Source organism: Salinarimonas sp., assembly GCF_040111675.1.
Classification (GTDB): Bacteria; Pseudomonadota; Alphaproteobacteria; order Rhizobiales; family Beijerinckiaceae; genus Salinarimonas.
The window spans coordinates 3,979,858-3,992,949 of the sequence record NZ_CP157794.1 but is presented as its reverse complement, the minus strand read 5'-3'; the positions used below and the strand labels follow the sequence as shown (position 1 = coordinate 3,992,949).

Here is a 13,092-nt window from a genome sequence, read left to right as displayed (position 1 = left end):
GGGTCGATCCACCGCGGGCGCGCACGAGCCGGCTTTTCCGCAACGTCCGCTCGGACGGGCGTGCGTCAGAGCCCGGGCGTCGCGCCGCCGTCCACCAGCAACGAGGCGCCCTGGAGATGGCGCGCCCGGGGCGTGCACAGGAACAGCACCGCCTCGGCGACGTCCTCCGGCGTACCCAGCCGGCGGACGCCCTGCGCCGCGATCGCGCGGCGGCGCACGTCCTCGACCGGCAGGTTCTCGGCCTCGGCCTGCTGCGCGAACAGCCGCTCCATGCGGTCCGACACGGTCATGCCCGGATGCACGATCGCGACGTTCACGTCCTCCGCGAGGCCCTGCTTCGAGAGGGCCTTCGACCAGTGCGCCAGCGCCGCGTTCACGGCGCCGCCCACCATGAAGCCCGGGCTCGGCGTCATGGCGGCGGCGCCACCGATGTTGATCACCGTGCCGCTGCGCTCCTTCAGCGCGGGCCACAGCGCCCGCGTCAGCCGCACGGCGCCGAAGAGCTTGAGCGCGAAGCCGGCGGTCCAGTCCGCGTCCGGCTGCGCGGGGAAGGCGCCGGCCTTGGTGTCGCCGGCGCAATTGACCAGGACGTCCACCCCGCCGAGCGCCGCGAGCGCGGCGTCCGCCGCCGTGCGGCACCCGTCCTCGGTGGACAGGTCGGCGACGACGGGCGTCGCGCGCCCGCCGGCGGCCTCGATCGCGCGCGCCGCCTCGGCGAGGGCGTCCTGCGAGCGCGCGACGAGGGCGACGGCGCAGCCCTCGGCCGCGAGCCGCGCGGCGATGGCGCGGCCGATGCCCTTGCTGGCGCCGGTGACGACGGCGGTCTTTCCCGCGAGCTCACGATCCGGCACGGCGCGTCCTCCCCTCGGCTTCCGGCGCGACCTCCTCCGCCACCGCCGCGGGGCGGAAGCCGAAGCGGTCCGAGATCTCGGCGGCGACCGAGCGCGTGAGCGCGATGTGGTCGGCCATGGCGCCGAGCGAGGTGCGCCAGACCGGGCCGGAGAAGCCGACGGCGCCGACCACCCGCCCGCGGAAATCGCGCACCGGCGCCGCCATGCAGCGCACCTCGGCGTTGAACTCGCAATCGTCGAAGGCGATGCCGTCGCGCCGGACGGCCTCGATCTGCAGCCGCAGGGCCTGCGCGTCCTTGAGCGTGCTCGGCGTGTAGGGCTCGAACGCGATCCCGGCGACATGCGCCTCGTACGCGTCCTCCGACAGCCCCGAGAGCAGAGCCTTGCCGATTGCCGTGCAATAGAGCGGGCGCAGCGTGCCCACGCGCTCGGTGATCTGCAGCGCGTTCGGCGCGGCGCGGCGGGTGAGGATCAGCGCGCTGCCGCGCTCCCAGATGGCGTAGTGCGTCGCCTCGCCGGTCGCCTGCGCCAGCCGGTCGAGGAAAGGCTCGACCGTGTCGCAGATCTCGGCCTCGTCGAGGCAGGCCGAGGCGAGCTGGAACACCGCCCGGCCCATGCGGTAGCGCTTGTCGTTCGTCCCGGGACGCAGATAGCCGAGCGCCACCAGCGTGCGCGTCACGTGGTAGAGCGTCGAGGTGTGCAGGCCCACCGCCCGGCTGATCTCCGACAGCGTGACGCCGTCGCGATGCCGTGCGACCTCCTCCAGCACCGCGAAGGCGCGCTCCAGCGACTGGATCCTGCCGTCCCGATCGGGCTTGCCGTCTTCCGCCACATGGGCCTCCTTTTCCAGATGGCGAAACCTACCCTCACAATACGGGAAAACGCAATGGGGGTTCGTGGAAGCCGGGCCATCCCGCACGACATGCCTGGATTTCCTCGGCTTTTCGACTCGACGCGGGCGCTGCGCGACGGCGCCTCGCCGCTTATTTTTCTCACCCAATGAGATTAGATGTGCCCATGCGAGAAAACTGTTGACGGGACCTGCGAACCGCTCCTAGCCTTCCCAAAGGGCGGTCCGGTCGCCTCGATAAAAAAGCACAAGGCGGCGCTCCGCCGGTCGCGGAACGACTTCTGGGAGGAAATCGACATGACCAAGCTTCGCGGAACCTTGACGGGCGTCGCGGTCGGGACCCTCGCTGCGCTCGCGGCGGCGGTCGGCCCGGCGGCGGCCCAGGACTTCCCCAACCGGCCGATCACCCTGATCGTGCCCTGGGGCGCCGGCGGCGGCACCGATACGGTGGCGCGCTCCCTCGCGGCGGCCATGGAGCAGGAGCTCGGCCAGCCGGTGAACGTGGTCAACCGCACGGGCGGCTCGGGCATCATCGGCCACACCGCCATGGCGAGCGCCGCGCCGGACGGCTACACGATCGGCACGATCAACGTCGATCTCAGCCAGCTCGTCTGCCAGGGCCTCACCGAGCTCACCGCCGACGAGTTCACCCACATCGCGCTGATCAACACCGAGCCGGCCGCGGTCAGCGTCGGAGCGGATTCCGAGTTCGAGACGCTGGAGCAGGCGCTCGAGGCCATCCGCGAGAACCCGCCCGGCACGTTCACCGCCTCGGGCTCGGGCACGGGGAGCATCTATCATCTCGCCTGGGCGGGCCTGATGGTCGCCGCCGGCATCGACCCGAGCAAGGTGACCTGGGTGCCCTCGCAGGGCGGCGGTCCCTCGCTGCAGGACGCGGCCTCCGGCGCTGTCGACTTCGTGACGCCGCCGCTCTCCACCGCCGCGCCCCTCGTCGAGGCCGGCAAGATCCGCCCGCTCGCCACGATGGGCGCGGACCGGTTCGAGCGCCTGCCCGACGTGCCGACGGTCGCCGAGGCGATCGGGGCGGAGTGGACCTCGCAGACCTGGCGCATGATCGGCGCGCCCAAGGGCCTGCCGGAGGATCTGCGCGACGGTCTCGTCGCGGCCGTGCGCGCCGCCTACGACAGCGAGTCCTTCACGACCTTCATGGGCGATCGCGGCTTCGCCATGACCTGGATGGGCCCGGAGGAGGCCAAGGCCTTCCACGCCTCCGAGGACAAGGCGATCTGCGAGGTGATGGAAGCCGCCGGGATGATCTGACCCCGCGCCCGCTTCCCGGCCGGACGCCGCGCGCGCCCGGCCGGCCTTGCGCTCCCCCGTGACAGGACGTTTCCGATGAAGGTCAACGACGCCATCGCCGGCGCGATCGTGCTCGCCATCGCGATCTTCGCCTTCGTCCATGCGGGCTCGTTCCGCACCATGCCCGGCGTGCCCTACGGCCCGAGCCTGTTCCCGCGGATGATCGCCATCGCCATGGGTCTCGGCGGCGTGATCCTCGTCGTCAACGGGCTGCGTGCGCTCCCGCGCGAGGGCTGGGCCCGGCTGGAGGGCTGGGCGCGGCAGCCGCGCTCCTACGGGCTGTTCGCGGCGGTCGTCGGCAGCGTCCTGTTCTACGTCCTGCTCTCCGAGCGGCTCGGCTTCCTGCTCACGGCGGCCCTGATGCTGACGGGGCTCCTCGTCGTCACCCGCGGGCCGCGGCGGCTGGGATCGAGCCTCGCCATCGCGTTGGCGACGACGGCGTGCATCCACGTGCTCTTCGCCCAATGGCTGCGGGTGCCGCTGCCCTTCGGCGTGATCGAGCTCTGGCTGGTGAGCTGAGCCATGGACGCGCTCCTCGCCGCCTTCGCGCTCGTGTTCCGGCTGGAGATCCTGGCCGTGATCCTCGGGGCCTGCGTCTTCGGCATCTTCGCCGGCGCCATGCCGGGGATCTCCGCCACCGTCGCCGTGGCGCTGCTCGTGCCGATCACCTTCTTCATGGAGCCCGTCGCGGCGCTCGCCGCCATCGCCACCGCCGTCGCCATGGCGATCTTCGCCGGCGACCTGCCGGGCGCGCTGCTGCGCATCCCCGGCATGCCGGCCTCGGCCGCCTACGCCGAGGAGGCGCACGAGATGACCCTGCGCGGCGAGGGCGGCACCGTGCTGATGATCTCGCTGCTCTGCTCCGTCGTCGGCGGCCTCGTCGGCACGCTGGCGCTCGCCTTCTCGGCGACGTGGCTCGCCGAGTTCGCCCTCGAGTTCCAGTACTACGAGTATTTCTGGCTCGCGGTGATCGGCCTGAGCACGGCGGCGCTGGTCGCGGCCTCGAACCCGGTGAAGGGCCTCGTCTCGCTCTCGATCGGGCTCCTCCTCGCCACGGTGGGCCTCGACATGATCTCGGGCCAGCCGCGCTTCACCTTCGGCACGCTGACGCTGATGGAGGGCATCCACTTCATCCCGGTGATGATCGGCGTCTTCGCCGTCGCCGAGGTGCTGCGCTGCCTGATCCACCCGCCGCGCGGGGACGGGCGCGCGGCGAAGGTCCAGCGCATCGATGTCGGCGCGGCCTGCCGCACCATCTGGCGCTACAGGGCGAACCTCGCCCGCGGCTCGGGCATCGGCACGCTGATCGGCGCGCTGCCGGGCGCGGGATCCGACATCGCCGCCTGGGTCTCCTTCGCGCTCGCCCGCAGGTTCTCGAAGACGCCCGAGCGCTTCGGCAAGGGCCATCCGGAGGGCATCGTCGCGGCGAGCGCCTCGAACAATTCCGCCACCTCCACCACCTGGGTGCCCTCGCTCGTCTTCGGCATCCCGGGCGATTCGGTCACGGCCATCGTGATCGGGGTGCTCTTCCTCAAGGGCCTGGAGCCGGGGCCGATGGTGTTCGTCGAGAACGCGCCGCTGGTCTACTCGATCTTCGTGTCCTTCTTCGTGGCGAACCTGGTGCTGATCCCGGTCGGCTACGTCGCCATCCGGCTCGCGAGCCAGCTCCTGCGCGTGCCCAGCACGGTGCTGATGCCCATCGTCCTCGTGTTCACGATGGTGGGCGCCTACGCGATCAACAATTCCATGCTCGGCGTCTGGATCGCGCTCGTCGCCGGCATCGTGTCGTTCTTCATGCAGGAGAACGAGTTTCCCGTGGCGCCGCTGATCCTCGGCATGGTGATCGGCGGGCTGCTGGAGCAGAACTTCATGCAGGCGATGATCGCCCAGCGCGGCGACCTCACCGCCTTCTTCGGCCGGCCGATCGCGGCGGGCCTCGGCGTCCTCGCCATCCTGATCTGGCTCAGCCCGATCGTGGCCGCCCTGCGGCGGCGGCGTCGCCGCCGCGACGGACCGCCGGGGGCGGGCGCCCCCCAAGACGTCGCGCGGCCGCGCACCCCCGACGAAGCGCTTTCATGACGAACGAGGAGACGGTCGCATGACCTCGACCAAAGGCGGCGATCTCATCGCCGAGCATCTGATCCGCGAGGGCATGCCCTACGTCTTCGGCATCTGCGGCCACGGCAACGTCGGCATGCTCGACGCGCTCTACGACCGCAAGGACAGGATCCGGCTCGTCTCGCCGCGCCACGAGCAGACCGCGGGCCACATGGCCGACGCCTATTTCCGCGTCTCGCACCAGCCGGTCGCGACGCTCACCTCCTGCGGCCCGGGCTCGGCCAACATCCCGATGTCGCTCGCCTGCGCCCAGGCGGACAGCTCGGCCTTCCTGGCGATCACGGCGAACGTGCCGACCTCGCAGTTCAATCGCGGGCCGTTCCAGGAAACCTACATGCACGGCCAGGCGAGCTTCCCGGAGGCGCTCAAGCCCTTCGTCAAGCGCTCCTTCCAGCCGACCCGCGTCGAGATGCTGCCGCTCGCCCTGCGCCAGGCGACGAACCTCCTCACCTCGGGGCGTCCGGGGCCGGTCAATCTCGACGTGCCCTACGACCTCTTCCAGGAGAGCGCCGAGGTCGCGCTCGACCCGATGGACCGCGCCGGCATCGACAATCGTCCCGGCGCCGCGCCGGAGGCGGTCTCCGCCGTCGTCGACCTGCTTCTCGCCGCCCGCGCGCCGCTGATCTTCGTCGGCCACGGCGTCACCCTCTCCGACGCCGGGGCGGAGCTCACCGCGCTCCAGCATCGCCTGCAGATCCCGCAGGTCGCCTCGCCCAACGGGATGGGCACGCTCGACATGACCGACCCGCTGGCGCTCGGCTTCATCGGGCGCAACGGCGCCTACACGGCGAACCAGGCCGGCCGGCACGCGGACGTGCTGCTCACCGTCGGCGCGCGCTTCGACGACCGCTCGGCCTCGTCCTGGCGCCAGGGCTATTCCTGGAACATCCCGCCGACCACGCTGATCCACGTCGACATCGACGCGGGCGAGCTCGGCCGCAACTACGAGCCGGCGATCGGGCTCCAGGCCGACGCGCGCACCTTCCTGCGCCAGCTCCTCGCCGAGCTCGACCGGCGCGGGATCGGGCGTCACGAGGGCACCCGGGAATGGCTCGCGCGGATCGCCGGCTGGCGGGCGGAGTGGACGGCCTTCATCGCCCCGAATTTCGAGATCGACACGAACCCGATGCGCCCGGAGCGGGTCGTCGCCGACATCCGGCAGGTCGCGCCGGACGACGCGATCCTCGTGCCGGATTCCGGCTCGCACCACAATTGGTTCATGCAGTTCTGGGAGTGCCGCCGGCCGCGCAGCATGCTCAACACCTGGGGCTACTCGGCCATGGGCTTCGGCGTCTGCGGCGTGCTCGGCGCGAAGCTCGCGGCGCCCGAGCGGCCCTGCATCGCGGTGGTCGGCGACGGCGGCTTCACCATGGCGCCGCACGTGTTGTGCACGGCGATCGAATACGACATCCCGGCCATCTGGGTGGTCTGGAACAATTATGCCTGGGGCGCGATCCGCGATCTCCAGCACGGCCAGTTCGGCGGCCGCGAGATCGGCACGAGCTTCACCCACGGCCCGAACGGCGAGCCCTACAATCCCGATTTCGCCGCGCTCGCCCGCGCCCACGGCGTCTCCGGCGTCAAGGTGAGCCGCTCGGACGATTTCCGCGACGCGCTGCGCGAGGCCGTCGCGTCGGGCCGCCCGGCGCTGATCGATCTCGAGGTCGATCCCGGCGTGAAGCCGCCCTCCACCGGCTCCTGGCAGCTCCCGCCGCTGCCGGCGCCCGAGCCCGCCTTCGGCGCGCCCTGGAGCCCCGCCTGACCGCGAACGCTCCCGCACGCCCATCCGAGGAGAGGCCCCGATGCCGAGCCCTGCAACGCTGACCCACATGATCGACGGCGCGCCGGTCGCCGGCCGCGACCCGTTCGAGAGCCGCGACCCGTATCGCGGCGGAGTCGTCTCCACCGCCCCGACGGCGGGTCCGGACGAGGTCGCCGCCGCCGTCGCCGCCGCGAAGCGCGCCGCGCCCGAGGTCGCCGCCATGCCCGCCTACGAGCGCGCCGCGATCCTGCGCCGGGCCGCCGACCTCGTCGTGGCGCACGCCGCCGAGATCGGCGAGATCATGGCGCGCGAGACCGGCAAGGCGCTCGGCGACGCCGAGGGCGAGGTGAAGCGGTCCATGGACACGCTCACCCTCTCCGCCGAGGAGGCGATCCGCATCGAGGGCGCGCACGTGCCCCTCGACGGCAGCGCCATGGGCCACGGCAAGATGGCCTTCCTGATGCGCTTTCCCATCGGCGTCGTCGCGGCGATCACGCCCTTCAACGCGCCCTTCAATCTCGCCTGCCACAAGCTCGCCCCCGCCTTCGCGGCGGGGAACGCGAGCATCATCAAGCCCCCGCAGCAATGCCCGCTCGTCGTCCACCGGCTGGTCGAGCTGCTCTACGAGGCCGGCGTGCCGCGGCGCTTCGTCCAGATCGTGCACGGCGGCGCGGAGACCGGACGCGCGCTCGTCTCCGATCCGCGGATCGACATGATCACCTTCACGGGCTCCTCGCGCGCCGGCTCCGACATCCGCGCGCGGGCGGGCCTCAAGCCGGTCGCGCTCGAGCTCGGCGGCGCGGGGCCGACCATCGTCTGCGAGGACGCGGATCTCGACGCCATCGCGCCGATCCTCGCCCGCAACGCGGTGCGGCTCGCGGGCCAGAGCTGCATCTCCGTGCAGACGATCCACGTCCCCCGCCGCCTCGCCGGCGCGCTCGGCGAGCGGATCGCGGCGCAGATGCGCGCGCTGAGGATCGGCGATCCGCTCGCCCCGGGCACCGACGTCGGCACGCTCGTCGACGAGGCCGCCGCGCGGCGCGTGGAGGCGTGGGTGGCGGAAGCGGTCGCCGAGGGCGCGCGGCTCCTCGCCGGGGGCAAGCGCCACGGCGCCGCCTACGAGCCGACCCTCCTCGCCGACGCGACGCCCACGATGAAGGTCGTGTGCGAGGAGGTGTTCGGCCCGGTGGCGAGCCTCGTTCCCTACGACGATCTCGACGAGCCGGTGCGGCAGATCTCGGAGAGCCGCTACGGGCTCCAATGCGGTATCTTCACCGACAGCACGAAGACGGCGATGTCCCTCGTTCGCCGGCTCAGGACCGGCGGCGTCATCGTCAACGGCACCTCGACCTGGCGCACCGACCAGCTCGCCTATGGCGGCGTCAAGGACAGCGGGATCGGGCGCGAGGGGCCGCGCTACGCCATCCGCGACATGACCGAGGAACGTCTCGTCCTGTTCAACCTGTGAGGTGCGGTTCATGTCGGGTATCCTGGTCACCGGCGCCGGCGGCTTTCTGGGAGGGGCGCTCACCCGCGCCCTCCTCGCCCGCGGCGACGCCGTCGTCGACCTCGAGGCGGGGGATCGCCGCGGGCTCGACGCGCTGGCGGCGCGCGCGCCTCTGCTCGCGGTCGAGGCCGCGGACATCTGCGACGGCGAGGCCGTGGACGCGATCCTCGCCCGCCATCGCCCGCGGGCCGTGGTGCATTGCGCGGCGATCGTCGGGGTCGTCGCCTCGCTCGAGGCCCCGGCGCGACTCCTGCGCGTCAACATCGAGGGCACGGCGAACCTGCTCGAGGCGATGGCGCGCCACGGGACGCGCCGGATGATCCATATCAGCTCGGAGGAGATCTACGGCGCCTTCCAGGCGGAGCGGATCGACGAGGAGCACCCGGTCGCCCCGCTTTACGCCTACGGCGTCAGCAAGGCGGCGGTCGAGCAGCTCGGGCGCAGCTACCGCGCGACGCACGGGCTCGACTGCATCGACATCCGAACGTCGTGGGTCTACGGCCCCGGCTTCCCGCGCGACCGCGTACCCGTGAACCTGGTCCGCGCCGCCGCCCGCGGGGAGGCCCTGCACCTGCCCTGCGGAGCCGAGAGCCGGATCGACCACACCTATCTCGACGACGCCGTCGCCGGCGTGATCGGCGCGCTCGACCTGGCCGAGCATCCGTTCGACGCCTACCACGTGGCGAGCGACAGCGCGCCGTCGCTGGCCGAGATCGCCGCCATCCTGCGCGAGCTCGCGCCCGGCGCCGACCTCTCGGTGGGCCCGGGCGAGTACCGGCACGCCGGGCGCATCCCCATGCCGCGCAAGGGCGCCTTGTCCTGCGCCCGCGCGGCCGACGCCTTCGGCTATCGCCCGCGCTTCGACATCCGCGCCGGTCTCGCCGCGACGCTCGAGGCGGAGCGGCGCGCCTTCGACAACGCGAGAGAAGGAGCGCTCCAGCATGGGTAAGCTGCTCGTCACCGGCGGCATGGGCCATGTCGGCTACGAGACCGTCCGTCAGGCCGCGGCCCGGGGCGTCCCGGTCGTCGCGCAATACCTGTCGACCTTCCGCGAGGCGGACGCCGAGGCCGTCGGGCCGAGCGTCACCTGGGCGCGCTGCGATCTCGCCGACCCCTACGAGCTGACCATGCTCGCGGCCGCGCACGACATCGACTCCGTGATCCACACCGCCGCGATCCCCAACGACAAGCTCGGCATCCCCCAGCCGCTCGCCACCTTCCGCTCGAACGTCGCCGCGACGCAGCTCCTGCTCGAGACGGCGCGGCGGCTCTCCTGGCGGCGCTTCCTGTTCGTCTCGACGGGCTCCGTCTTCCAGCAGCTGCCCGATGCGACGACCCCCGTGCCCGAGGACACGCCGCCGACGCCGCGCTCGCTCTACGCCGTGACGAAGCGCTCCTCGGAGATGATGCTCGACGTCTACGCGCAGACCTACGGCCTCTCGGCGGCGACGGTGCGCGTGTCGTGGATCTTCGGCCCGCCGCTCGTGCCCCGAAGCTTCGACGGCCCGCGCGGGCCGATCCCCGAGTTCCTGCGCCGGGCGCTCGCGGGGGAGGCGATCCGCGAGCCCTCGGGGGGCGATTTCGCGGCGAGCTTCACCTTCGCGCCCGACTGCGCGGCGGGCCTCCTCGCCCTGTGGGAGGGGCCGGCCCTGCGCCACACGGTCTATCACCTCGGTTCCGGGCGCAATCACACGACGCGCGAGGTCGCGGAGGCGGTGCGCCGCGCGGTGCCGGGCGCCGCCGTCGAGGTCGGCCCGGGAACGGCGCCGTGGACCGACACGACCGTGATGCGCGGGCCCCTGTCCTGCGCGCGGATGGCGGAGGAGCTCGGCTGGCGCCCGCGCCACGGCCTCGACGAGGCGGTGGCCGCCTTCGCCGACTGGATGCGGGCGAACCGCGACCGCTGGGAGGGGCGCTGAGCATGGGCGATCTCGTCAGCGATCCCTCGGCCGACGCGACCTGCGATCTCGTCGTCGTCGGCGCCGGCGCCGCCGGCATGACCGCCGCGGCCACGGCCGCCGCCGAGGGGCTTTCCGTCACCGTCGTCGAGAAGACGGCGTATGTCGGCGGCAACACCTCCTATTCCGGCGGGATGGTCTACGTGCCCGACAACGCCAAGATGGCGGAGGCCGGCGAGCCGGACGATCCCGAGATGGTGATGCGCTATCTCGACGCCGCCGTGCCGACGCCCGACGGGCGCGAGGCGCGCCGGCTCTTCGTCGAGAAGGGCCGCGAGGCCGTGGCCTTCCTCGAGGCGCACACGGCGGTGAGGCTCAAGCCCGTGCCGTTCTATCCGGACTACTACCCGGATCTGGAGGGCGCGCGCGAGGGGATGCGGGTGCTCGAGCCCGTGGCCTTCGATGCGGCGAGCCTCGGCCCCTGGTTCCGCAAGCTGCGCCCGCCGCTGCCCGAGTTCACCATTCTCGGCGGCATGATGGTGGCGCGCGAGGACCTGCCGCATTTCCGCAAGATGTGGCGCGCGCCCGCCTCCTTCCTGCGCGTCGCGCGGCTCGTCTCGGAATACGGCGTCCAGCGCCTGCGCCACCACCGCGGCTCGCGCCTCGTGCTCGGCAACGCCCTCGCGGGGCGGCTCCTGAAGTCGCTCGTCGATCGGGACGTGACGATAATCACCGAGTGCGCGACCCGCGAGATCCTGAAGGAGGGCGGCCGCGCCATCGGGCTGCGGATCGCGGACGCGTCCGGCGAGCGGGTGCTCGTGGCCCGACGCGGGATCGTGCTCTCCACCGGCGGCTTCTCGCATTCGGTCGAGAAGCGCCGCGATTGGCTGCCCGCCGCCGCGAGCCCGGACAGCCCCTTCGCGCCGGGCTCCACCGGCGACGGCCTCGACCTCGGCGTCGCGGCGGGCGGGGCGCTCGGCACGGAGAACACCAACAACGCCTATTGGAGCCCGGCCTCCGTCTATGTCCGCCGCGACGGGCGCAAGGTGGTCTACCCGCACACGGTGACCGACCGGGGCAAGCCCGGCTCGATCGTGGTCAACCGGGCGGGGCGCCGCTTCACCAACGAGGCTGTGTCCTACCATCGCTTCGGCGAGGCGCTGCTGCGCTCCAACGCCGAGACCGGGAACCTGCCGGCCTTCATCGTCTGCGACGCGGACTTCGTCTGGCGATACGGGCTCGGCGCCATCATCCCGTTCACGCGCAACCTGCGCCCCTATCGCGAAGCCGGCTACCTGAAGAGCGCCGACAGCCTCGCCGCCCTCGCCGACACGATCGGCGTGGACCGGGACGGTCTCCTCGCCACGGTGGCGCGCTTCAACGAGGACGCGAAGGCCGGCCGGGACACCGAGTTCGGCCGCGGCGAGGACGTCTATTCCCGCTATCTCGGCGATGCCGACCACGGCCCGAACCCCTGCCTCGGCCCGATCCTGAAGCCGCCCTTCCACGCCATCGAGCTGACCCTCTCCGACCTCGGCACGGTGGCGGGGCTGAAGACCGACTTCGCCTGCCGCGTGCTCGACGCGGACGGGCTGCCGATCGCGGGGCTCTACGCGGTGGGCAACGACATGCAGTCGATCATGCGCGGGCGCTATCCCGGGCCGGGCATCACGCTCGGGCCCGCGCTCACCTTCGGCTATCTCGCGGGCCTGCACGCCGCGACCGGGGGCGCGCCGTGAGCCGCGTGCTCGTCACCGGGTCCTCGGGCCTGCTCGGCGGCTACGTGGTCGCGGCGCTCGCGGGCGAGGCGGAGGTGGAGGCCTGGACCGAAGTCACGGGCCTCGACGCGCGCCCGCCGCCGGAGGCGACCGCCGCGCGCCTCGCCCGCCATGTCGAGGGCTCGATCCTCGACCTCGACGGGCTGAGCGCGGCGGCGCAGGGCATGGACGCGATCGTCCACGTCGCGGCGGCGGCGAACATCCATGCGGGGCCGCCCGAGCGCATCCTCGAGCTCAACGCCATGGGGACCTGGCGCGTGCTCGAGGCGGCGCGTCTCGCGGGCGTGCGCCGGGTGGTGCTCTGCTCGACCGACAGCGTGATGGGCAACACGGTCTGGCAGGACCATCTCTGGCTTCCCGAGCGGCTGCCCGTCGACGAGGACCACCCGCTCGCCCCGGCGGACCCCTACGGCCTCTCCAAGCTGATGGCGGAGCAGGCGGGCCGCGCCTATGCCAGGCGCGGGCTCCGCGTGATCGCGCTGCGCCCGGTCTTCATCCTCTTCCCCTCGATGACGGGCGAGGTCCGCGCCCGCCACGCCGATCCCGCGGGCTATCGCGGCCCCTGCGCCGGCGGCCACGCGCCAGCGGGCGGCGGCTTCCTTTGGCACCACGTCGATCCGCGCGACGTCGCGGAGGCCTTCCGGCTGGCGCTGCGCTGCGACGCCGACGGCTTCGAGGTCTTCTATCTCTCCGCGCCCTCGACCCTGCACCCGACGCCGACGCTCGATCGCATCGCCGAGGTGCTCGGCCGGCTGCCGGAGCAGGTCGACCGCGCCCGCTTCGAGGCGAACCCCTTCGCGCCCCTGTTCGACACGCGGCGCGCCGAGGCGCGCCTCGGCTGGCGCGCCCGCCACGACCACAGGCGGCTCGTCCACGCCGCGCCGTGACGGGCCCGCGCGCCACGGCTGTCGCGTGGTCCGCCGCCGATTTCGCCATGTGTGGCCCTCCGTCACTTGGACGGAGGGGGAGATCTCGTGGAGTCGCTCGAGTGACGATTCGGAGCTGGTC

General features: G+C 72.6%; 11 protein-coding genes. 9 read left to right on the top strand and 2 right to left on the bottom strand.

What is annotated here, in order from left to right; translation table 11 throughout:
* Positions 1-65: 65 nt before the first annotated feature.
* On the bottom strand, positions 66-851 hold the full coding sequence (locus ABL310_RS18635) for an SDR family NAD(P)-dependent oxidoreductase (RefSeq protein WP_349368495.1): 786 nt from the start codon (positions 849-851) through the stop codon (positions 66-68).
* Positions 838-1,683 carry an IclR family transcriptional regulator gene (locus ABL310_RS18630; RefSeq protein WP_349368494.1) on the bottom strand — a complete coding sequence of 282 codons (846 nt, stop codon included), beginning with the start codon at positions 1,681-1,683 and terminating at the stop codon, positions 838-840. The genes ABL310_RS18635 and ABL310_RS18630 overlap by 14 nt, the downstream gene beginning before the upstream one ends.
* A 315-nt stretch (positions 1,684-1,998) precedes the next feature.
* Here ABL310_RS18630 and ABL310_RS18625 point away from each other — a divergent pair, with 315 nt between their 5' ends.
* The 9 genes from ABL310_RS18625 (at position 1,999) to ABL310_RS18585 (ending at position 12,971) form a co-directional block, all read left to right on the top strand.
* The gene (locus tag ABL310_RS18625) at positions 1,999-2,982 is read left to right on the top strand and encodes a tripartite tricarboxylate transporter substrate binding protein (protein WP_349368493.1); all 984 of its coding nucleotides are present in this window, start codon (positions 1,999-2,001) and stop codon (positions 2,980-2,982) included.
* A 75-nt stretch (positions 2,983-3,057) separates the two neighbouring features.
* The gene (locus ABL310_RS18620; RefSeq protein ID WP_349368492.1) at positions 3,058-3,540 is read left to right on the top strand and encodes a tripartite tricarboxylate transporter TctB family protein; all 483 of its coding nucleotides are present in this window, start codon (positions 3,058-3,060) and stop codon (positions 3,538-3,540) included.
* A gap of 3 nt (positions 3,541-3,543) precedes the next feature.
* The gene (locus ABL310_RS18615; protein WP_349368491.1) at positions 3,544-5,100 is read left to right on the top strand and encodes a tripartite tricarboxylate transporter permease; all 1,557 of its coding nucleotides are present in this window, start codon (positions 3,544-3,546) and stop codon (positions 5,098-5,100) included.
* A gap of 19 nt (positions 5,101-5,119) precedes the next feature.
* Positions 5,120-6,901 carry a thiamine pyrophosphate-binding protein gene (locus ABL310_RS18610; RefSeq protein WP_349368490.1) on the top strand — a complete coding sequence of 594 codons (1,782 nt, stop codon included), beginning with the start codon at positions 5,120-5,122 and terminating at the stop codon, positions 6,899-6,901.
* Between the two features lie 40 nt (positions 6,902-6,941).
* On the top strand, positions 6,942-8,369 hold the full coding sequence (locus ABL310_RS18605; RefSeq protein ID WP_349368489.1) for an aldehyde dehydrogenase family protein: 1,428 nt from the start codon (positions 6,942-6,944) through the stop codon (positions 8,367-8,369).
* A gap of 10 nt (positions 8,370-8,379) precedes the next feature.
* Positions 8,380-9,357 carry an NAD(P)-dependent oxidoreductase gene (locus tag ABL310_RS18600; protein ID WP_349368488.1) on the top strand — a complete coding sequence of 326 codons (978 nt, stop codon included), beginning with the start codon at positions 8,380-8,382 and terminating at the stop codon, positions 9,355-9,357.
* Complete coding sequence (locus tag ABL310_RS18595; protein WP_349368487.1) at positions 9,350-10,327, top strand: NAD(P)-dependent oxidoreductase; 978 nt, start codon at positions 9,350-9,352, stop codon at positions 10,325-10,327. The genes ABL310_RS18600 and ABL310_RS18595 overlap by 8 nt, the downstream gene beginning before the upstream one ends.
* A 2-nt stretch (positions 10,328-10,329) precedes the next feature.
* Complete coding sequence (locus ABL310_RS18590) at positions 10,330-12,045, top strand: FAD-dependent oxidoreductase (protein WP_349368486.1); 1,716 nt, start codon at positions 10,330-10,332, stop codon at positions 12,043-12,045.
* Complete coding sequence (locus ABL310_RS18585; RefSeq protein WP_349368485.1) at positions 12,042-12,971, top strand: NAD(P)-dependent oxidoreductase; 930 nt, start codon at positions 12,042-12,044, stop codon at positions 12,969-12,971. Before ABL310_RS18590 ends, ABL310_RS18585 begins: the two co-directional genes overlap by 4 nt.
* The last annotated feature ends 121 nt before the right edge of the window (positions 12,972-13,092 follow it).